The organism is Streptomyces cylindrosporus (genome assembly GCF_022698165.1).
GTDB classification, from domain to species: domain Bacteria; phylum Actinomycetota; class Actinomycetes; order Streptomycetales; family Streptomycetaceae; genus Streptomyces; species Streptomyces cylindrosporus.
The window spans coordinates 675,978-697,293 of the sequence record NZ_JALDAY010000002.1 but is presented as its reverse complement, the minus strand read 5'-3'; the positions used below and the strand labels follow the sequence as shown (position 1 = coordinate 697,293).

Sequence of the window (21,316 nt, the reverse complement as noted above, 5' to 3'; positions counted from 1 at the left end):
CGGCGCAGGGGGCGCTCCCCGCCGGTCGGGGTCCCGCCGCCGTGCCGCGGGGAGCCGGTCAGCCCTGGGCGGCCGCGGTCCGCAGGGCGACGCGGTCCTCGCCCGCGTACACGTTCATGGAGCTGCCCCGCAGGAAGCCCACCAGCGTCAGGCCCGTCTCCGCGGCCAGGTCCACCGCCAGGGAGGAGGGGGCCGAGACCGCCGCCAGGACCGGGATGCCCGCCATGACCGCCTTCTGTGCCAGCTCGAAGGAGGCCCGGCCCGAGACGAGGAGGATCGTGCGGGACAGCGGCAGGCCGCCGCTCTGCAGGGCGCGGCCCACCAGCTTGTCGACGGCGTTGTGGCGGCCCACGTCCTCCCGGATGTCGAGGAGCTCGCCGTCCTCGGTGAACAGGGCCGCCGCGTGCAGACCCCCGGTCCGGTCGAACACCCGCTGGGCCGCGCGCAGCCGGTCGGGGAGGCTCGCGAGCAGTTCGGGCTCGACCCGGACCGGGGGAGTGTCGGCTATCGGCCAGCGGGCCGTCGTACGCACCGCGTCGAGGCTCGCTTTGCCGCACAGGCCGCAGGACGAGGTGGTGTAGACGTTCCGCTCCAGGGTGATGTCGGGGATCCTGACACCCGGCGCGGTCTTCACGTCGACGACGTTGTACGTGTTCGAACCGTCGACGGTGGCGCCCGCGCAGTACACGATGTTCTGCAGGTCCGACTGCTCGGCCAGCACGCCCTCGCTGACCAGGAAGCCCGCGGCCAGCGCGAAGTCGTCGCCCGGGGTGCGCATGGTGATCGCGAGGGGCTTGCCGTTGAGCCGGATCTCCAGCGGTTCCTCGGCGACGAGGGTGTCCGGGCGGGACGAGACCGCCCCGTCGCGGATCCGGATCACCTTGCGTCGTTCCGTGACTCGTCCCATGTGTGCCTCAGTCCCGGTTCTGTACGTGCTGGTAGCCGAAACGGCCCTTGATGCAGAGATTGCCGTGGGTCACCGGGTTGTCGTGCGGGGAGGTGACCTTCACGATCTCATTGTCCTGCACGTGCAGGGTGAGGTTGCAGCCCACTCCGCAGTACGCGCACACGGTCGTCGTCTCGGTCTGCTCGGACTCGTTCCACGTACCCGCCGCGCGCATGTCGAACTCCGACTTGAACGACAGCGCGCCCGTGGGGCACACCTCGATGCAGTTCCCGCAGTACACGCAGGCCGAGTCGGTCAGCGGGGCGTCGTGCTCGACGGCGATCCGGGCGTCGAAACCGCGCCCCGAGACGGAGATCGCGAAGGTGTTCTGCCACTGGTCGCCGCACGCGTCCACGCATTTGTAGCAGAGGATGCACTTGTCGTAGTCGCGCACATACAGATCGTTGTCGACCTTGGGTTCCTCGTTCAGGCGGGCCGCGTCCGGGCCGAAGCGGTCCGGCTTCGCCTCGTACTCCTTGATCCATTCGGCGACTTGTGGAGTCGTCGACAAGTCGACCGAGGAGGCGAGCAGTTCCAGTACGATCTTGCGGCTGTGCCGGGCGCGCTCGGTGCCGGTGTGCACGACCATGCCGGGCTCGGCCTTCCGCGAGCAGGCCGGCACGAGGGTCCGGGACCCCTCCACCTCGACCACGCACACCCGGCAGGCGTTCTTCGGCCGGAGCGTGTCGCCCTCGCAGAGGGTCGGCACCTCCTTCCCGGCCGCCCGGCACGCGTCGAGGATCGTCGAGCCCTCCGGGACCCTGGCTTCCTGGCCGTCGATGGTGAACTCGAGCAGCCGGCGCGGGATCCCCAGCGGTGTCACGGTCATGCGTACGCCCCCAGACGGTCGATGGCGGATTCCACGGCGTTCCACGCGGTCTGCCCCAGACCGCAGATCGAGGCGTCCCGCATCGCGCGGCCGACCTCCCTGAGCAGCGCGATGTCACCGGCGGCCGCCGCGCCCGACCGCTCCACGATCCGGTGCAGCGCCTCCTCCTGTCGCACGGTCCCGACCCGGCACGGCACGCACTGCCCGCACGACTCGTCCCGGAAGAACTCGGCGATCCGCAGCAGCAGCCGGGGCAGCGGGACGGTGTCGTCGAAGGCCATGACCACCCCCGAACCGAGCGTGGTGCCCGCCTCCCGGGTGCCTTCGAAGGTCAGCGGGATGTCCGTCTCGTCCGGCCGTACGAAGCCGCCGGCCGCGCCCCCGAGCAGCACCGCGCGGAGCTTGTCCCGGACCCCCGCGAGCGCGAGGACCTCGCCCAGCGTCGCCCCGAACGGCAGCTCGTAGATCCCGGGCCGCTCCACGCTGCCCGACACGCAGAACAGCTTCGGCCCGGTCGACTTCCCGGTCCCGATCGCCGCGTACGCCGGGGCACCCATGGTCAGGATCGGCAGTACGTTGACCAGCGTCTCGACGTTGTTCTCGACCGTCGGCCTGCCGAACAGGCCCTTCTCCACCGGGAACGGCGGCTTGGAGCGCGGCTCGCCGCGATAGCCCTCGATGGAGTTGAAGAGGGCCGTCTCCTCACCGCAGATGTACGCGCCCGCACCGCGCCGGATCTCCATGTCGAAGGCGTAGCCCTGACCGAGGACGTCCTCGCCGAGGAAGCCACGCGCGCGTGCCTGCGCGATCGCGTGCTCCAGCCTCCGCAGCGCCCGCGGATACTCGCCGCGCAGATACACGTACCCCTTGTGCGCGCCGGTCGCGTACGCGGCGATCGTCATCGCCTCGACCAGCGCGTACGGGTCGCCCTCCAGGATCACGCGGTCCTTGAAGGTGCCCGGCTCGGACTCGTCGGCGTTGCACACCAGGTAGTGGGGGTGGTCGGGCTGGGACGCCGTGGCCTGCCACTTGCGGCCGGTGGGGAAGGCGGCGCCGCCACGCCCGACCAGGCCGGAGTCCGTGACCTCGCGGATCACTCCGGCGGGGCCGAGCTCGAAGGCCCGGCGCAGGGCGGTGTAGCCGCCGTGGGAGCGGTAGTCGTCGAGGCTTTCCGGGTCCACCGCGCCGACCCGCCGAAGCAGGACCAGCCCGTCCTGCCCGGCCTGGGGCACCGCCATCGCCGCCGGCGGTTCCTGCGGCGCCGAGTCCGGCGAGCTCGCCGCCAGCACGGCCTCGTGGACCGTCGCCGGCGCCGACACCGCCGTACGCACCGGATCGCCCGCCCTGATCGCGAGCGCGGCGGGCGCCCTCTCGCACAGGCCCAGGCACGGGCTGCGCTCCACCGAGACACCGGGACCGAGCCGCGCCTCGATCCCGGCGCACAGTTCGGGCGCGCCCGCGGCCGTGCACGCCAGGTCCGTGCAGACGTGCAGCACGGTCGCCGGGCGCGGCTTCACCGAGAACATCGCGTAGAAGGTGGCGACGCCGTACGCCTCCGCCGGCGGCACCGTGAGCCGTCGGCACAGGTAGTCGAGGGCGCCCTCGCTGATCCAGCCGATCCGGTCGTTGATCGCGTGCAGCCCCGGCAGCAGCAGGTCGCGGCGGTCCCGGGCCTCGCGCCCGCCGCGGGCCCACCGCAGGTCGGCGTCGGACCGGTCCGCGCCCTCCCAGGAGGACTCGGGAGGGCCCAACAGGGCGTCCACGGCCGCCCGTTCGTCGTCCGTCGGCTTGCTGTCGCCGAAGTGCAGGTCCACCACATCACCTCACGATGGTCGCAACCGGGAGCTTCTCGATCCGGATCGCCGACGCCTTGAACTCCGCCGTCCCCGCGATCGGGCAATTCGCCTCGATCGTCAGCTGGTTGGTGTCCACCTCGTCGGGAAAGTGCATGGTCATGAAGGCGAGCCCGGGCCGCAGCGCGGTGTCGATCCACACCGGCGCCACCACCGAGCCCCGCCGCGAGGACACCAGCACCTCCTCGCCGACCACCACCCCGTACCGCTCTGCGTCCTCCGGACACAGCTCGACGTACTCGCCGCGCCGCAGCGGGGAGGCGTAACCGCCGCTCTGCACACCGGTGTTGTAGGAGTCGAGCCGCCGACCGGTGGTCAGCCGGATCGGGTACCGGTCGTCGGTGAGGTCGACCGGCGGATCGTGCTGCACGATCCCGAAGGGAGCAGGCCTGCCCCGCCTCGCCGGGTCCTTCTCCCACAACCGGCCGTGCAGATACGTCGGTTCGAGCTCCTCGGTGCTCGGGCACGGCCACTGGATGCCCTGATGCTCCTCCAGGCGCCGGTACGTCATCCCGTAGTGGTCCGGCGAGACCGAGCGCAGCTCGTTCCAGACCGCCTCCGAGTCGGCGTACTTCCAGTCGTGGCCCAGGCGCGCGGCGAGCTCGCAGATGATGTCGATGTCCTCGCGTGCCTCGCCGGGCGGGGTGACCGCGCGCCGGACGCGCTGAACTCGCCGCTCGCTGTTGGTGGTCGTGCCCTCCGTCTCCGCCCAGCCGGCGGTCGCGGGCAGGATCACGTCCGCCAGCTCGGCCGTCTTCGTGAGGAAGATGTCCTGCACGACCAGGAAGTCCAGCTCGCGCATCCGCCGTACCGCCTGCTCGCTGTCGGCCTCCGACTGTGCCGGGTTCTCGCCGATGCAGTAGACGGCCTTGAGCGTGCCCTCCTCCATCGCCTCGAACATCTCGGTGAGGTTCAGGCCGTAGTGCGGCTGGATCACGGTGTCCCAGGCCGACTCGAACTTCAGCCGGGTGTCCGGGTCGAGGATGTCCTGGAAGCCCGGGAGGCGGTTGGGGATGGCGCCCATGTCACCGCCGCCCTGCACGTTGTTCTGGCCGCGCAGGGGCTGGAGTCCGGAGCCGTACCGGCCGACGTGTCCGGTCAGCAGGGAGAGGTTGATGAGCGCGCGGACGTTGTCGGTGCCGTTGTGGTGCTCGGTGATGCCGAGGGTCCAGCACAGCTGGGCGCGCTCGGCGCGGGCGTAGGCGTGCGCCAACTCCCTTATGGCGCGGGCTGGTACGCCCGTCACCTTCTCCGCGAGGGACAGCGTCCAGGGCTCGACGAGCTTCCGGTACTCCTCGAAGCCGCTCGTCGCCCGCTCGATGAACGCCTCGTTGGCCAGGCCCGCGTGGATGATCTCGCGCCCGATCGCGTGCGCCATCGGGATGTCCGTGCCGACGTTCAGGCCTAGCCAGCTCTCCGCCCACTCGGCGGTGCTCGTCCGCCGTGGGTCGACGGCGTACATCCGCGCGCCGTTCCGGATGCCCTTCAGTACGTGCTGGAAGAAGATCGGGTGCGCGAAGCGGGCGTTGGAGCCCCACATCACGATGACGTCGGTGTGCTCGATCTCCTCGTACGAGGAGGTCCCGCCGCCGGAGCCGAAGGCGGCGGAGAGCCCGGCGACGCTCGGGGCGTGGCAGGTCCGGTTGCAGGAGTCGACGTTGTTGGTGCCCATGACGACCCGCGCGAACTTCTGCGCCACGTAGTTCATCTCGTTCGTGGCGCGGGCGCAGGAGAACATGCCGAAGGCGCCCCGGTTGCGCTCCAGGCCGCGGGCCGCCCGGTCCAGGGCCTCCTCCCAACTCGCCTGCCGGAAGGGCTCGTCGCGGGAGTCGCGGACCAGCGGGTGGGTGAGGCGGGTGTAGGTCTTCGGTTCGCGTTTCCTCATGCGGCGCTCCTCAGCGCGAGCAGGTCCGAGATGGCGTGCACGGTGCGCAGGGTGGGCACCTCCACGCCGGTGATCTCCGCCAACTCGACGACGGCCGCGAGGAGTACGTCGAGTTCGAGCGGCTTGCCGCGCTCCAGGTCCTGGAGCGTGGAGGTGCGGTGGTCGCCGACCTTCTCGGCGCCGGCCAGTCGGCGTTCGATGGAGACGCCGACCTCGCAGCCCAGGGCCTCGGCGACCGCGAGCGTCTCGGCCATCATGGTCTCGATGACCTTGCGGGTGCCGCCGTGCAGGCACATCTGCCGCATGGTGGCGCGGGCCAGCGCGCTGATCGGGTTGAACGAGATGTTGCCGAGCAGCTTGAGCCAGATGTCGTTGCGCAGATCCGGCTCGACGGGGCACTTCAGGCCACCGGCGACCATGGCCTCGCTGAAGCTCAGACAGCGCTTCGAGACGCTGCGGTCGGGCTCGCCGATCGAGAACCGGGTGCCTTCGAGGTGTCGTACAACTCCCGGGCCCGCAAGCTCGGTTGCCGCGTAGACGACACAGCCGACGGCCCGTTCGGGCGCGAGCACCGCACTGACCGCGCCGTCCGGGTCCACGCTCTCGACGCGGTGGCCGTCGTGGGGGCCGCCGTGCCGGTGGAAGTACCACCACGGGATGCCGTTCTGGGCGGCGACCACCGCCGTGGTGTCGTGCAGCAGGGGCTCGATCAGCGGCCCGCACGCCGCGTACGAGTTGGCCTTCAGACCGAGGAAGACATAGTCGACCGGGCCGATCTCGGCCGGGTCGTCGGTGGCGTGGGCGCGCGCGGTGAAGTCGCCGCGCGGGCTCAGCACCCGTACTCCGTGCTGCCTCATGGCCGCGAGATGCGGTCCACGGGCGACGAGATGCACATCGGCGCCGGCGCGATGGAGCGCGGCACCGACGTAGGCGCCGATCGCACCGGCGCCGAGAACTGCGACTTTCATGACGAGGGAGCTCCGTTCGGTTCGAGGGATACCGCGGAGATGGCCGACCATCGAGCCGGCCGGCCCGACTCTGTCGACTGAATATTGTCTACAGTATGGGAGTGGAGGCGACAAGACTCCGCGCACGGACGGCGATGGTTGACCGTTCATCGACCCGGAGCGACCGTTCGTCGCGCGATGCATACCGCTCACCGCATACGGTCGACGCTTTGCCTCCCCGGTTCTTCCCAACTCCTTTACGGATTCCTAGGGTTCGGGATCATGAGCCCCCCTGTAGCACCGCCCGGCTGGAGCCGTTGGCTCGTTCCCCCGGCCGCGCTGTCCGTGCATCTCTCCATCGGCCAGGCCTACGCCTGGAGTGTCTTCAAGCCGCCGCTCGAGTCCGCGCTGAACCTCGACGGCACCGAGAGCGCGCTGCCCTTCCAGTTCGCCATCGTGATGCTCGGCCTGTCCGCCGCGTTCGGCGGCACCCTCGTCGAGCGCAACGGGCCGCGCTGGGCGATGACCGTGGCCCTGGTCTGCTTCTCGTCCGGCCTGCTGCTGTCCGCGCTGGGCGCCGAGACCAAGCAGTTCTGGCTGATCGTGCTCGGCTACGGCGTGGTCGGCGGCATCGGCCTCGGCATCGGCTACATCTCGCCCGTCTCCACCCTGATCAAGTGGTTCCCGGACCGGCCCGGCATGGCCACCGGCATCGCCATCATGGGCTTCGGCGGCGGCGCGCTGATCGCCTCGCCCTGGTCGGCGCAGATGCTGGAGTCCTTCGGCACCGACCACTCCGGGATCGCCCAGACCTTCCTCGTGCTCGGACTGTCGTACGCCGTCTTCATGACCCTCGGCGTGCTGCTGGTGCGCGTGCCGCGTACGGAGAAGCCCGTCGAGAACGCGCCGAGCGCCTTCGAGGGCGTGCAGGTCTCCGCCAACAGCGCTGTGCGCACGCCCCAGTTCTGGTGCCTGTGGCTCGTGCTGTGCATGAACGTGACCGCGGGCATCGGCATCCTGGAGAAGGCCGCGCCGATGATCACGGACTTCTTCGCCGACTCCTCGGCGGCGGTGTCCGCCTCGGCCGCGGCCGGGTTCGTGGCGCTGCTCTCTGCCGCCAACATGGCGGGCCGCATCGGCTGGTCGTCCACCTCCGACCTGATCGGCCGCAAGAACATCTACCGCGTCTACCTCGGTGTCGGCGCCCTGATGTACGCGCTGATCGCCCTGTTCGGCGACTCCTCCAAGCCGCTGTTCATCCTGTGCGCGCTGGTGATCCTCTCCTTCTACGGCGGCGGCTTCGCGACCGTCCCCGCCTACCTCAAGGACCTCTTCGGCGCCTACCAGGTCGGCGCGATCCACGGGCGGCTGCTCACCGCCTGGTCCACGGCCGGCGTCCTCGGACCGCTGATCGTGAACTGGATCGCCGACCACCAGAAGGACGCCGGCAAGTCCGGCCCGTCCCTCTACACGCTCTCCTTCATCATCATGATCGGCCTGCTCGTCGTCGGCTTCGTCGCCAACGAGTTCGTCCGGCCGGTCGACGCCCGTCACCATGTCCCCGAGCCGAAGGAGGAGGCCGTCGATGCCTGACGACAGCAGCCAGAGCGCGCCCGACCGGCGCCCGCTCATCGCCTTCGCCTGGCTGTGGGTGGGGGCACCACTCGTCTACGGCCTGTACGAGCTCGTGCAGAAGGCGACGAAGCTCTTCAGCGGGTGAGTGTTCGGCAGGTGTTCGGGCGTCCGAGGAGCTGACAGAAGCCGACAACCCGGACGCCCGAATCCTGTGGCATCACCTGCCGCCGTACTGGTGAGTCACTGATCAGACTGGTGGATCCCGCTACCCGAGGTACTTACGAGGGGGACCACCCAATGAACGGCTCGCGTATCGCCGCCGTCGGTCACTACCAGCCCGCCAAGGTGCTCACCAACGAGGACCTGGCGGGGATGGTGGACACGAGCGACGAGTGGATCACGTCCCGGGTGGGGATCCGCACGCGCCACATCGCCGGCCCCGACGAGCCGGTCGACGAGCTCGCCGCGCACGCCGCCGCCAAGGCGCTCGCGGCGGCCGGTCTCGCGCCCGGCGACATCGACCTGGTCCTGGTCGCCACCTCCACCGCGATCGACCGCTCGCCCAACATGGCCGCCCGGGTCGCCTCCCGCCTCGGCATCCCCTCGCCCGCCGCGATGGACGTCAACGTCGTGTGCGCCGGGTTCACCCACGCCCTCGCCACGGCCGACCACGCGGTACGGGCCGGCGGCTCGGTCCGGGCCCTGGTCATCGGCGCCGACAAGATGTCCGAGGTCACCGACTGGAGCGACCGTACGACCTGTGTCCTCGTCGGCGACGGGGCGGGGGCCGCCGTGGTCGAGGCCGCCGACGAGTCCGGCATCGGACCGGTGCTGTGGGGCTCGGTGCCCGAGATGGGGCACGCCGTGCGCATCGAGGGCACGCCCCCGCGGTTCGCGCAGGAGGGCCAGAGCGTCTACCGCTGGGCCACCACCCAGCTGCCGGGCATCGCCCGCAAGGCCGTCGAGCGGGCCGGGCTCACCCCCGCCGACCTCGCCGGAGTCGTCCTCCACCAGGCCAACCTGCGGATCATCGAGCCCCTCGCCGAGAAGATCGGCGCCGTGAACGCCGTCGTCGCCCGGGACGTCACCGAGTCCGGCAACACCTCCGCGGCCAGCATCCCGCTCGCCTTCTCGAAACTCGTCGAACAGGGCGCGGTCTCCACCGGCGACCCGGTCCTGTTCTTCGGCTTCGGCGGCAACCTCTCCTACGCAGGCCAGGTCGTCCGCTGCCCGTGACCTGCGGGGACCGAGGGATGTGACGCAGCCGACTCCCCGTTTCACTGGCCGCTGTGCGCCGTAGACTGTAGACGAAAGACAATCCATACTGGCTTTCCGGCTGCAGTTGCCCCGCGCTGCCCCAGGAGGGGGACCGACCGATGTTGTCGACAGGACTGCCGCAGGGTGCGGTGCCCAAGCTCGAACGGCCCGGCCCGCTGCGCGACCGCGTCTACGAGGCGCTGCTCGAACTCATCACCACCCGCGCCCTCCAGCCCGGCCAACACCTGGTCGAGAGCGAACTCGCCGGCCACCTCGGCGTGTCGCGCCAGCCCGTGCGGGAGGCGCTGCAGCGGCTGAACACCGAGGGCTGGGTCGATCTGCGGCCCGCCCAGGGCGCGTTCGTGCACGAGCCGACGGAGGAGGAGGCCGACCAGCTTCTCACGGTCCGTACGCTCCTGGAGGCCGAGGCCGCCCGGCTCGCCGCCGCCAACGCGGGCCGCGCCGGCATCACCGTCCTCGAAGAGCTCTGCGCGGAGGGCGAGAAGGCCGTCGCCGCGGACGACGTGGACGGGGCGGTCGCCATGAACGCCCGCTTCCACACGAAGATCATGGAGCTCGCGGGCAACGCGGTCCTCGCGGAACTGGCCGCCCAGGTCGACCGCCGGGTGCGCTGGTACTACACGCCGATCGCCCGCCAGCGCGGCCACCAGTCCTGGATCGAACACCGCGCGCTGATCGCCGCGATCTCCGACCGGGACGAACAGCGCGCCACCCAGCTGATGCGGGAGCACACCGAGCACACCCGGCGCTCCTATCACGACAGGGCGAAGTCCTGAGCCCTCGTGGTCGTGCTGCCGCACCAGCGGCTCTCCACCGCCAGCATCACCGTCAACACGCCCACCAGGGCGAGCAGTTCGGCCATCGCCGAGACGCGCACGCCGAGCAGCGCCGTCGCCAGGGCCACCGGAGCGGCGGCCGCCCGGAAGCGCACGGGATACAGGCGCAGGACCGCGCGGAACGCCACGTCCCCGACGAGGAACAGCGCCACACCGCCGGCCAGCGCCAACGCGGGGCCCGTGTGCAGGTGTTCGGTGAGATGGCCGAGGGTCTTCTTCACGCCGGTGGCCAGGTAGGCGATGCCGAGCAGCATCGGCAGGAAGGCGTAGTAGTACGCGTTCATCGCCAGACGCCAGCGGCTCGGCGCCTCAGTCGCCCGGAACGCGGCCTCGGCGACCTCCTCGTCGCGCACGAAGTACGTCCACCACAGGGCGATCGCGAGTGCGAGTGACAGGAACGCGCCGCCGAACAGGCCCGGCGTCAGCGGCAGATCACCGATCCCGGTGCCGATCGCGATGACCGACTCGCCGAACGCGACGATCAGCAGCAGCCCGTGCCGCTCCACGAAGTGCGCCGGGTCCAGGCTGCCCAGCTGGATCCGCATGGCGGCGCTGGACCGCCCGTCCGCGCGGCGGGGCCCGTGCTCGGCGATGAACGGCGTGACGAACTGCAGGACCAGGGCGAGGAGCCAGAACCCGTCCGCGGCGAGCCCGTCGAAGAAGCCGGCCGCCGTCACCGAGAGCGCGGCCAAGCCGTTCGGGACGCCGTACCAGATCGAGTCCAGGCCGTGGCTGCGCGTGTAGAGGGCCGTGTGCACGATCACGACGCCCAGGAAGCCGAGGCCGAAGACCACCCCGGTGTCGTCGAAGACGCGCGGGATCGCCAGCGCGCAGACCAGGAACGCGCCCATGCCCAGCATCAGCAGCAGGCGGCGCGAAGGGCGGTCCGGCGGGACCTGGTTGGTGAGGTACGCGTAGGCGCCGTACATCCAGAACAGCACCACGAAGATCAGCGCGACGCGGCCCGCGGTGGCGAAGGTCAGGTCCCCGGCGAGCAGCACGGTGAGCTGGGTGAGGGTGAAGACGAAGACCAGGTCGAAGAAGAGCTCCAGGGTGGTGACCCTCCGGCCCTCTTCCTGACCCTCTTCCCGGTCCCTTTCCCGCACTGCCATGTCCATGTGTCCCCCCTGAACCGACGCTGACCAGATCGTATGCGGCGGCGCGGAGCAGGGCGCACGGATATCCGGGGCACCGGTCTTTGTCCTGTCAGTGGAAAAAGTCGAGGGCAATTCGTGCAGAGCTTCTTCCCAGGTTCGGCGCCCGCTGCTACGTTCCCCTCGAAAGCCCGAACACTGGTGGCCGATTGAGGCGGGGAGGGGCTCGTGAGACGCATGACAGCACGACCCGCGAACGCCCACCAGGCCAGGCTGCTCAAGCTGTTGCGCGACGGCGGCCCCAACTCCCGCGCCCAGCTGGGCGATCAGATCGACCTCTCGCGGTCCAAGCTGGCCGTGGAGGTGGACCGGCTGCTGGAGACGGGCCTGGTCGTGGCCGACGGACTCGCCGCATCCCGTGGCGGCCGCCGCTCCCACAACGTTCGGCTCGCCCCCGGTCTGCGCTTCCTCGGCGTCGACATCGGCGCGACCTCGGTGGACGTCGCCGTCACCAACGCCGAGCTGGAGGTCCTCGGACACCTCAACCAGCCCATGGACGTACGCGAGGGACCGGTCGCGGTCTTCGAACAAGTGCTGTCCATGGCCGCGAAGTTGAGGGCCTCGGGGCTCGCGGAGGGTTTCGACGGCGCCGGCATCGGCGTCCCCGGACCCGTCCGCTTCCCCGAGGGCGTGCCGGTGGCACCCCCGATCATGCCCGGCTGGGACGGCTTCCCCGTACGGGAGGCGCTCAGCCAGGAACTCGGCTGCCCCGTCATGGTCGACAACGACGTGAACCTCATGGCGATGGGGGAGATGCACGCGGGCGTCGCACGCTCCGTGGGCGACTTCCTCTGCGTCAAGATCGGCACCGGCATCGGCTGCGGGATCGTCGTCGGCGGAGACGTGCACCGCGGGGTGACCGGCAGCGCGGGCGACATCGGGCACATCCAGGCCGTACCCGACGGGCGTCCGTGCGCCTGCGGCAACCGGGGCTGCCTGGAAGCCCACTTCAGCGGGGCGGCCCTCGCCCGGGACGCCGTGGAGGCGGTCGAGCAGGGGCGGTCCGAGGAACTCGCGGCCCGGCTGGACGCGAACGGCACCCTGACCGCCGTCGACGTCGCCGCCGCTGCCGCCGCGGGCGACGCCACCGCCCTCGACCTGATCCGCGAGGGCGGCACCCGCACCGGCCAGGTCATCGCCGGCCTCGTCTCCTTCTTCAACCCCGGCCTGGTGGTGATCGGCGGCGGGGTGACCGGCCTCGGCCACACCCTCCTCGCCGCCATCCGCACCCAGGTCTACCGCCAGTCACTGCCCCTCGCGACGGGCAACCTGCCCATCGTGCTGGGGGAGTTGGGGCAGAACGCCGGAGTCATCGGCGCCGCCCGCCTCATCAGCGACCATCTCTTCTCGCCCGCGTAAGCCCGTCTCCGACACGGTTCACCAGCACCGCGCCCGGCCTCGCCCTGCCCTGAAACGCCTCGCCCTGCCCTGAAACCGGCCCGCACGCCCGCCAAGGGGACCTCATGGCACCAGAACCACCGCTCCTCAGCATGTCCGGCATCACCAAGTCGTTCCCCGGAGTCCGCGCCCTCGACGGCGTCGACCTCGACGTCCAGGCCGGTGAAGTGCACTGTCTGCTCGGCCAGAACGGAGCCGGCAAGTCCACCCTGATCAAGGTCCTGGCCGGCGCCCACCAACCCGACACCGGCACCATCCGCTGGCGCGGCGACGCGGTCACCCTCCGCTCGCCGATCGCCGCCATGCGTCTCGGCATCGCCACCATCTACCAGGAACTCGACCTGGTCGAGCACCTGTCGGTCGCCGAGAACGTCCACCTCGGGCATGAGCCCACCGCCGCCGGCTTCGTCGTACGGGGAAAGGCCGCCAAAGCGTCAACGGCCGCCCTGCTCAAGCGACTCGGGCATCCGGAGATCGACCCGGGGCGACTGGTCGGTGAACTGTCCGCGGCCCAGCAGCAGATCGTGTCCATGGCCCGGGCGCTCTCCCACGACGTACGGCTCATCGTGATGGACGAGCCCTCCGCCGCCCTCGACCCGGACGAGGTCGACAACCTCTTCCGCATCGTCGGCGACCTGACCGCCGACGGAGTCGCCGTCGTCTACATCTCCCACCGCCTGGAGGAGATCCGCCGCATCGGCGACCGCGTGACCGTGCTCAAGGACGGCCGCGCGGTGGCGGGCGGACTGCCCGCGAAGTCGACGCCGACGCGCGACGTGGTCGCGCTGATGACCGGCCGGAACGTGGAGTACGTCTTCCCCGAGCGGCCCGTGTCCGCGCCGGAGGCCGCACCCGTGCTGGAGGTCCAAGGGCTCGCGAGAGACGGCGAGTTCGAGCCGCTCGACCTGGTGCTGCGGCCCGGCGAAATCGTCGGACTGGCCGGGCTCGTCGGCTCCGGGCGGTCCGAGATCCTGGAGACGATCTACGGCGCCCGTAAGCCGAGTGCGGGCCAAGTCCGGGTCGACGGGCGGGCGTTGCGTCCTGGGAGCGTACGTGCGGCGGTGCGGGCCGGGCTCGGGCTCGCACCCGAGGAACGCAAGGCGCAGGCCCTGCTGATGCTGGAATCCGTCACCCGCAACGTCTCGGTCTCCTCCATGTCCCGCTTCTCACGCGGCGGTTGGATCGACAGGGGCGCCGAACTGGGCGCGGCACGCGCCGCGACACGCGAACTGTCGCTGCGCCCCGACAATCCCGCCGTGCCGATCCGCACCCTGTCCGGCGGCAACCAGCAGAAGGCCGTCCTGGCCCGCTGGCTGCTGCGCGGCTGCCGCGTCCTGCTGCTCGACGAACCCACCCGGGGCGTCGACGTCGGCGCCCGCGCCGAGCTCTACGCGGTCATCCGCCGCCTCGCCGACGAGGGCCTCGCCGTGCTGCTGGTCTCCAGTGAGGTCCCCGAGGTGCTCGGCCTCGCCGACCGCGTACTGGTGCTCCGCGAGGGCCGCGTCGTCCACACGGCGCCCGCCCGGGAGCTCGACGAACACCGCGTACTCGACCTGGTCATGGAAGGAAGCCCGACGTCATGACGCAGCACGCCTCCCCGCCACGGGACAACACCGACAAGGTGCCGTCGGTGGGTCAACCCCCCTCCTGGCGCGGCCTGTTGGCACGGGCCGACGTCCGCACCCTCTCCCTCCTCGGCGTGCTCGCCGCGCTGGTCCTGACCGGCGGCATCACCAAACCCGACGAGTTCCTCGACACCCGCAACCTCCAACTCGTCCTCACCCAGGCCTCCGTGATCGGCGTCGTCACCGTCGGCATGACCTTCGTCATCACCTCCGGCGGCATCGACCTCTCGGTCGGCGCGATCGTCGCCCTGGCCTCGGTCTGGGCGACGACGGTGGCCACCCAGGACTACGGCTTCGCGGGAGTCCTCTTCACGGCGGTGATCGTCGGCGTGGGCTGCGGACTCGTGAACGGGCTGCTCATCGCGTACGGCGGAATGGTCCCGTTCATCGCGACCCTGGCGATGCTGGCCTCGGCGCGCGGCCTCGCCCTGCAGATCACCGACGGCAAGACGCAGATCGTCACCATCCCCGGCATCCTCGACCTGGGCGAGCGGGACGCCTACGTGCTCGGCATCCCGCCGCTGGTGATGGTGTTCGCCGTGGTCACGATCATCGGCTGGCTGATCCTGAACCGCACGACGTTCGGGCGGCGCACGGTCGCCGTCGGCGGCAACGCGGAGGCCGCCCGGCTCGCCGGCATCGACGTCCGGCGCCAACGCCTCTACCTGTACCTGCTGTCCGGGCTGTGCTGCGGCATCGCCGCCTTCCTGCTGATCATCCTGTCGGGATCGGGCCAGAACACCAACGGCAACCTGTACGAGCTCGACGCGATCGCCGCCGCGATCATCGGCGGCACGCTGCTCAGCGGGGGGCGCGGGACGATCACCGGGTCCGTGCTGGGTGTCCTGATCTTCACGACGATCACCAACATCTTCGCCCTGAACAACCTGCAGAGCGACGTCCAGCAGATCGCCAAGGGCGCGATCATCGTCGCGGCTGTGCTGGTTCAGCGTCGGACCGCCAGCGTGTCCTGAGGAAAGGTTTCAGTACTATGTCACATACCACCCGTGGGTCCAGTGCTATGTCACATACCACTGGCCGCAGAGGCTTCCTCTTCGGCACCGCAGCCCTCTCCACCACCGCCCTCCTGGCAGGTTGCACGAGTAACGAGTCCAAGGACGAGAGCCCCGCAGCCAACGAGCAGCCCTCCGCCGACGACAAGCCCGGCAAGCACGTCACCATCGGCTTCGCCGGGCCGCAGGCCGACCACGGCTGGCTCAACGCGATCAACGACAACGCCAAGAGCCGCGCCAAGAAGTACTCGGACGTCACCCTGGAGATCACCGAGGGCTCCAACGACACGGCCGCCCAGATCGGCCAGATAGAGACCCTCATCAACAAGAAGGTCGACGTCCTGGTGGTGCTGCCCGCCGACGGCAAGGCGCTCACCCAGGTCGGGCTGAAGGCGATGCGCGCGGGCATCCCGGTCGTCAACCTGGACCGGATCTTCAACTCCCCCCAGGCGTACCGCTGTTGGATAGGCGGCGACAACTACGGCATGGGTCTCAACGCCGGCACCTACATCGGCGAGAAACTCAAGGGGAAGTCGGGCGCCAAGGTCATCGAGCTGGCCGGCCTGGACAACCTGGAGCTGACCAAGCAGCGCACCCAGGGCTTCGACGACGCCCTGAAGAACTACCCGAACATCAAGAAGGTGGCTCGCCAGGCCGCCGAGTTCACGGTCGAGTCCGGGCAGGCCAAGATGGCCCAACTCCTCCAGGCGCAGCCCAAGTTCGACGCGCTGTGGAACCACGACGACGACCAGGGCGTGGGCGCGCTGCGCGCCATCGAGCAGGCCGGCCGCGAGGACTTCCTGATGGTCGGCGGCGCGGGCGCGCTCTCCGCCTTCCAGGCCATCAAGCAGGACAACGGCGTCCTCAAGGCGACCGTCCTCTACCCGCCGACGATGGCCGCCTCGGCGATCGACCTGGCCCGGGCGCTCGGTCAGGGCAAGGGCATAAGCGGTCTCGCCGAGTTCGAGATCCCGGCCTCGCTGACGCTCTACTCGGCCGTCGTCGACAAGGACAACGTCGACCAGTACATGCCCACCGGCTTCCGCTGAGGCGCTCCGCCCCGCACCCCCCACGGCGCCGCCGCACGCGGACCCGCGGCGCCATCACGACGAGGACGAGGAGGACATCCGTATGGGACAGCCCGAGCAGCCGGACGGACCGGAGGGCGCGAAGCCGCCGCTTCGGGTCGGCATGGTCGGCTACGCGTTCATGGGCGCCGCCCACTCCCAGGGCTGGCGCACCGTGGGCCGCGTCTTCGACCTGCCGTGCCGCCCGGTCCTCGCCGCCATCTGCGGGCGCGACGCGGCGGCGGTGCGCCAGGCTGCCGACCGGCACGGCTGGGCGGCGGCCGAGACCGACTGGCGGGTCCTGGTCGAACGGGACGACATCGACCTCGTCGACATCTGCACACCCGGCGACAGCCACGCCGAGATCGCCCTGGCCGCCCTCGCCGCCGGAAAGCACGTGCTGTGCGAGAAGCCGCTCGCCAACACGGTCGAGGAAGCCTCCGCGATGACGGCGGCGGCCGAAGCCGCTTACGAGCGAGGCCAGTTGGCGATGGTCGGCTTCAACTACCGCCGGGTCCCGGCGACCGCGCTGGCCCGCCGGATGGTGGCCGAGGGCAGGCTCGGCGCTCTGCGGCACGTGCGGGTGACGTACCTTCAGGACTGGCTCGTGGACCCGGAGTTCCCGCTCACCTGGCGGCTGCGGAAGGAACAGGCCGGCTCCGGTTCGCTCGGCGACCTGGGCGCGCACATCGTCGACCTCGCGCAGTACCTGGCGGGGGAGCGGCTGGCCGGGGTGTCCGCCCTGACCGAAACCTTCGTACGGGAACGGCCGTTGCCCGTCGGCGCCACCAGTGGACTGTCCGCCACCGCGTCGGCCGGCACCGGTGAGGTCACCGTCGACGACGCCGCCCTGTTCACCGGCCGCTTCACCTCCGGCGCCCTCGCCTCCTTCGAGGCGACCCGCTACGCGACCGGCCGCAAGAACGCCCTGTGCATCGAACTCAACGGCGAGCGCGGCTCGTTGGCCTTCGACCTGGAGCGGCTGAACGAGCTGTCGTACCACGACGGTACGGAACCCGGGACGCACGCGGGCTTCCGCCGCATCCTCGTCACCGAACCCGACCACCCCTACCTGGACGCCTGGTGGCCGCCGGGCCACGGCCTCGGCTACGAGCACACCTTCGTCCACCAGGCCCGCGACCTCGTCCACGCCATCGCCGAGGGCCGCCGGCCCGAGCCCTCCTTCGCCGACGGGCTGCAGGTGCAGCGCGTGCTCGCGGCGGTGGAGGAGAGCGCCGAGAAGAACTCCGTCTACACGCCGATCGCCGTCTGAGGAGGACCGGACACATGCCACGCCAGTTCACGCTCTTCACCGGCCAGTGGGCCGACCTGCCGCTCGAAGAAGTGTGCCGCCTCGCCCGCGACTTCGGCTACGACGGCCTCGAACTCGCCTGCTGGGGCGACCACTTCGAGGTCGACAAGGCACTGACGGATCAGGCGTACCTGGACTCCCGGCACGCACTGCTCGACAAGTACGGCCTCAAGTGCTGGGCCGTCTCCAACCACCTGGTCGGCCAGGCCGTCTGCGACGCCATCATCGACGAACGCCACCAGGCGATCCTGCCCGCCGAGGTGTGGGGCGACGGCGACCCGGAGGGGGTGCGGCAGCGCGCCGCCGACCGCATCAAGGACACCGCGCGTGCCGCCGCGGCCTTCGGCGTGGACACCGTCATCGGCTTCACCGGCTCCTCGATCTGGCACCTCGTCGCGATGTTCCCGCCCGCATCCGAGTCCATGATCGAGCGCGGTTACGAGGACTTCGCCGAGCGCTGGAACCCGGTCCTGGACGTCTTCGACGCCGAGGGCGTGCGGTTCGCCCACGAGGTCCACCCCAGCGAGATCGCCTACGACTACTGGACAACCTGGCGTGCCCTGGAGGCAGTTGGCAACCGTCCCGCCTTCGGCCTGAACTTCGACCCCTCCCACTTCGTGTGGCAGGACCTCGACCCGGTCGGCTTCCTGTGGGACTTCCGCGACCGGATCTACCACGTCGACTGCAAGGAGGCCCGCAAGCGCCTCGACGGCCGCAACGGCCGCCTCGGCTCCCATCTGCCCTGGGGCGACCCGCGCCGCGGCTGGGACTTCGTCTCCGCAGGTCACGGCGACGTCCCCTGGGAGGACGTCTTCCGGATGCTCCGCTCCATCGACTACCGAGGCCCCGTCTCGGTCGAGTGGGAGGACGCCGGCATGGACCGGCTCCAGGGCGCACCCGAGGCCCTTACCCGCCTCAAGGCCTACGACTTCGAGCCGCCGTCGGCCTCCTTCGACGCGGCCTTCGGCAACTGACCTTTCCCAACCGTCAACTGACCTTTCCGAACCGCCAACTGACGGTACGTCTGAACTCCGGGACGACGGCGCGTCCCGGCGTACGCACCCGCCCGTACAACCGGCCCCTCACTGGAGGCATTCGTGCACGGGAACGACCGCACCACCAGCACCGACAGAATCGAGACCCACAGACGACGCTTCCGCAGAGCCGTCGCCGTCCTCGGCGCCGCGCTCCTCGCAGGTGCGTCGCTCACCCTCACCGCACCCCAGGCCGGCGCAGCCGTCGCCGACCCGGGAACCGCCCCCGCGGCGGCGGAGGACTTCCAGCAGGTCACCCTCGCCAAGGGCGAGGCGGAGGTCGGCGAGCCCATGTCGCTCGCCGTCCTCCCCGACCGCTCGGTCCTGCACACATCCCGCGACGGCGAACTCCGCCTCACCGACGCCGCAGGCAACACACGACTCATCGGCAAGCTCGACGTCTACTCCCACGACGAGGAGGGACTCCAAGGCGTGGGCGTCGACCCGGACTTCGCGAGCAACCGCGCCATCTACCTCTACTACGCGCCCCCGTTGAACACCCCGGCGGGTGACGCCCCCGAGACCGGCACCGCCGCCGACTTCGCGCCCTTCGACGGCGTCAACCGCCTCTCCCGCTTCGTCCTGAAGGCCGACGGCACCCTCGACACGGCGAGCGAGAAGAAGGTCATCGACATCCCGGCCTCCCGCGGCCTGTGCTGCCACGTCGGCGGCGACATCGACTTCGACGCGGCCGGCAACCTGTACCTGTCGACGGGCGACGACACCAACCCCTTCCAGTCCGACGGCTACACCCCCATCGAGGAGCGCGCCGACCGCAACCCTGGCTTCGACGCCCAGCGTTCGGCGGGCAACACCAACGACCTGCGCGGCAAGATCCTGCGGATCAAGGTCAACGCCGACGGCTCGTACACCGTCCCCGACGGCAACCTCTTCGCGCCCGGCACGGACAGGACACGCCCCGAGATCTACGCGATGGGCTTCCGCAACCCGTTCCGCTTCAGCGTCGACAAGAAGACCGGCATCCTCTACGTCGGTGACTACGGCCCCGACGCGGGCGCCGCCGACCCCGCCCGCGGCCCGGCGGGGCAGGTCGAGTTCGCGCGTGTGACCGGCCCCGGCAACTTCGGCTGGCCGTACTGCACCGGCGCCAACGACCCCTACGTGGACTACGACTTCGCGACCAAGACCTCCGAAGCGTCCTTCGACTGCAACGCCCCGAAGAACAACTCCCCGCACAACACCGGGCTTACGGACCTGCCCCCGGCCCAGCCCGCCTGGATCCCGTACAACGGCCCGTCCGTACCGGAGTTCGGCGACGGCTCCGAGTCCCCGATGGGCGGCCCGGTCTACCACTACGACGCCTCGCTCGACTCGCCCGTGAAGTTCCCCGAGGCCTACGACGGGAACTTCTTCGCCGGCGAGTTCGGCCGCCGCTGGATCAAGCGCATCGTCAGCGACGGCAGCGGGACCGTGCAGTCCATCAACGCCTTCCCGTGGACCGGCACCCAGGTGATGGACATGGCCTTCGGCCCCGACGGCGCGCTGTACGTCCTCGACTACGGCACCGCGTGGTTCGGCGGCGACGACAACTCGGGCCTCTACCGCATCGAGAACGCGACCGACGGCCACTCCCCGGTGGCGCAGGCCGCGGCGAGCAGGACGTCCGGACAGGCGCCGCTGCGGGTCCGGTTCTCCTCGGCGGGCACGTCCGACCAGGACGGCGACGCGCTCACGTACAGCTGGGACTTCGGCGACGGCGGCACGTCGACGGCGGCGAACCCGACGCACACGTACAAGAAGAACGGCACCTACACCGCGACGCTGACCGCGAGGGACACCACCGGCCGCACCGGCAGTGCGAGCGTGCAGATCGTCGTCGGCAACACGGCGCCCACGGTGACTCTCGAACTCCCGCGTGACGGGCAGCTGTTCAGCTTCGGTGACGCGATCCCGTTCAAGGTGAGGGTCACCGATCCCGAGGACGGTCGTACCGTCGACTGCTCGAAGGTCAAGGTCACCTTCGTCCTCGGCCATGACACCCACGGCCACCCGATCACCTCGGCCGACGGCTGCACCGGCACCATCCAGACCACCGCCGACGGCGGCCACGACGAGGACGCCAACATCTTCGGGGTGCTCGACGCCGAGTACACCGACGGCGGAGGCGGCGGCCAGGCCGCGCTCACCTCGCACGACCAGAACGTGCTCCAGCCACGGCACCGTCAGGCCGAGCACTTCGGCAACAGCTCCGGGATCTCGGTCATCACCAAGGACACCGCGCACGGCGGCAGGACGGTCGGCGACATCGACAACGGCGACTGGATCTCCTTCACGCCGTACGTCCTCAGCAACGCCAAGAAGATCACGGCGCGCGTCTCGTCCGGCGGCGCGGGCGGAACGCTCGAGGTCCGGGCCGGCTCGTCGACCGGCACCCTGCTCGGCAGGGCGACCGTCCCGGTGACCGGCGGCTGGGAGACCTTCCAGGACGTCAGCGCCGACCTGTCCCGCGCACCGAAGGGCACCACCACGCTCTACCTCGTCTTCAAGGGCGGCACGGGCGCGCTGTTCGACGTGGACGACTTCACCTTCACGACCGGCTGAGA

Annotated in this window: 17 protein-coding genes; 11 read left to right on the top strand and 6 right to left on the bottom strand. The window is 70.5% G+C overall.

What is annotated here, in order from left to right:
- Positions 1–58: 58 nt before the first annotated feature.
- From fdhD to MQP27_RS08225, 5 genes are read right to left on the bottom strand one after another with little or no spacing between them, the layout of a single operon-like run.
- Positions 59–907 carry a formate dehydrogenase accessory sulfurtransferase FdhD gene (gene fdhD, locus MQP27_RS08245; RefSeq protein WP_242763008.1) on the bottom strand — a complete coding sequence of 283 codons (849 nt, stop codon included), beginning with the start codon at positions 905–907 and terminating at the stop codon, positions 59–61.
- 7 nt (positions 908–914) lie between these two features.
- Positions 915–1,775: a 2Fe-2S iron-sulfur cluster-binding protein gene (locus MQP27_RS08240; protein WP_242763006.1), complete on the bottom strand. Its 861-nt coding sequence runs from the start codon at positions 1,773–1,775 to the stop codon at positions 915–917.
- A complete protein-coding gene (locus tag MQP27_RS08235; RefSeq protein WP_242763004.1) occupies positions 1,772–3,589 on the bottom strand; it encodes an NADH-ubiquinone oxidoreductase-F iron-sulfur binding region domain-containing protein in 1,818 nt (605 codons plus the stop codon). The genes MQP27_RS08240 and MQP27_RS08235 overlap by 4 nt, the downstream gene beginning before the upstream one ends.
- Positions 3,590–3,593: 4 nt before the next feature.
- On the bottom strand, positions 3,594–5,513 hold the full coding sequence (locus MQP27_RS08230; RefSeq protein ID WP_242763001.1) for a molybdopterin oxidoreductase family protein: 1,920 nt from the start codon (positions 5,511–5,513) through the stop codon (positions 3,594–3,596).
- The gene (locus MQP27_RS08225) at positions 5,510–6,481 is read right to left on the bottom strand and encodes a 2-dehydropantoate 2-reductase (RefSeq protein WP_242762998.1); all 972 of its coding nucleotides are present in this window, start codon (positions 6,479–6,481) and stop codon (positions 5,510–5,512) included. The genes MQP27_RS08230 and MQP27_RS08225 overlap by 4 nt, the downstream gene beginning before the upstream one ends.
- Positions 6,482–6,742: 261 nt before the next feature.
- Between MQP27_RS08225 and MQP27_RS08220 the strand changes: the two genes are divergently transcribed.
- The 4 genes from MQP27_RS08220 to MQP27_RS08210 all read left to right on the top strand — a co-directional run bounded on the left by MQP27_RS08220 (position 6,743) and on the right by MQP27_RS08210 (position 10,089).
- A complete protein-coding gene (locus tag MQP27_RS08220; protein WP_242762995.1) occupies positions 6,743–8,053 on the top strand; it encodes an OFA family MFS transporter in 1,311 nt (436 codons plus the stop codon).
- Positions 8,046–8,180, top strand: coding sequence for an MFS transporter small subunit (locus MQP27_RS50860; protein ID WP_278195756.1), 135 nt, complete (start codon positions 8,046–8,048; stop codon positions 8,178–8,180). The genes MQP27_RS08220 and MQP27_RS50860 overlap by 8 nt, the downstream gene beginning before the upstream one ends.
- A gap of 152 nt (positions 8,181–8,332) precedes the next feature.
- Positions 8,333–9,271 (top strand): beta-ketoacyl-ACP synthase III, encoded by a 939-nt coding sequence (locus MQP27_RS08215; RefSeq protein WP_242762992.1) that lies wholly within the window; start codon positions 8,333–8,335, stop codon positions 9,269–9,271.
- A 140-nt stretch (positions 9,272–9,411) separates the two neighbouring features.
- Positions 9,412–10,089 (top strand): GntR family transcriptional regulator, encoded by a 678-nt coding sequence (locus tag MQP27_RS08210; RefSeq protein ID WP_242762990.1) that lies wholly within the window; start codon positions 9,412–9,414, stop codon positions 10,087–10,089.
- Here MQP27_RS08210 and MQP27_RS08205 read toward each other — a convergent pair.
- Entirely contained in the window at positions 10,068–11,267 is a 1,200-nt protein-coding gene (locus MQP27_RS08205) for a low temperature requirement protein A (protein ID WP_242762987.1), read from the bottom strand. The genes MQP27_RS08210 and MQP27_RS08205 overlap by 22 nt on opposite strands.
- A 213-nt stretch (positions 11,268–11,480) precedes the next feature.
- Between MQP27_RS08205 and MQP27_RS08200 the strand changes: the two genes are divergently transcribed.
- The 7 genes from MQP27_RS08200 to MQP27_RS08170 all read left to right on the top strand — a co-directional run bounded on the left by MQP27_RS08200 (position 11,481) and on the right by MQP27_RS08170 (position 21,314).
- Positions 11,481–12,662, top strand: coding sequence for an ROK family transcriptional regulator (locus MQP27_RS08200; protein WP_242762984.1), 1,182 nt, complete (start codon positions 11,481–11,483; stop codon positions 12,660–12,662).
- A gap of 104 nt (positions 12,663–12,766) precedes the next feature.
- Complete coding sequence (locus MQP27_RS08195) at positions 12,767–14,284, top strand: sugar ABC transporter ATP-binding protein (protein ID WP_242762982.1); 1,518 nt, start codon at positions 12,767–12,769, stop codon at positions 14,282–14,284.
- Complete coding sequence (locus tag MQP27_RS08190; RefSeq protein WP_242762980.1) at positions 14,281–15,300, top strand: ABC transporter permease; 1,020 nt, start codon at positions 14,281–14,283, stop codon at positions 15,298–15,300. The genes MQP27_RS08195 and MQP27_RS08190 overlap by 4 nt, the downstream gene beginning before the upstream one ends.
- A 47-nt stretch (positions 15,301–15,347) precedes the next feature.
- Positions 15,348–16,388, top strand: a complete 1,041-nt coding sequence (locus MQP27_RS08185) for a substrate-binding domain-containing protein (protein WP_242762978.1) — start codon at positions 15,348–15,350, stop codon at positions 16,386–16,388.
- Between the two features lie 82 nt (positions 16,389–16,470).
- The gene (locus tag MQP27_RS08180; protein WP_242762976.1) at positions 16,471–17,679 is read left to right on the top strand and encodes a Gfo/Idh/MocA family protein; all 1,209 of its coding nucleotides are present in this window, start codon (positions 16,471–16,473) and stop codon (positions 17,677–17,679) included.
- Between the two features lie 14 nt (positions 17,680–17,693).
- Positions 17,694–18,692: a sugar phosphate isomerase/epimerase family protein gene (locus MQP27_RS08175; protein WP_242762974.1), complete on the top strand. Its 999-nt coding sequence runs from the start codon at positions 17,694–17,696 to the stop codon at positions 18,690–18,692.
- A gap of 123 nt (positions 18,693–18,815) precedes the next feature.
- Positions 18,816–21,314: a PQQ-dependent sugar dehydrogenase gene (locus MQP27_RS08170; RefSeq protein WP_242762971.1), complete on the top strand. Its 2,499-nt coding sequence runs from the start codon at positions 18,816–18,818 to the stop codon at positions 21,312–21,314.
- Positions 21,315–21,316: the final 2 nt, after the last annotated feature.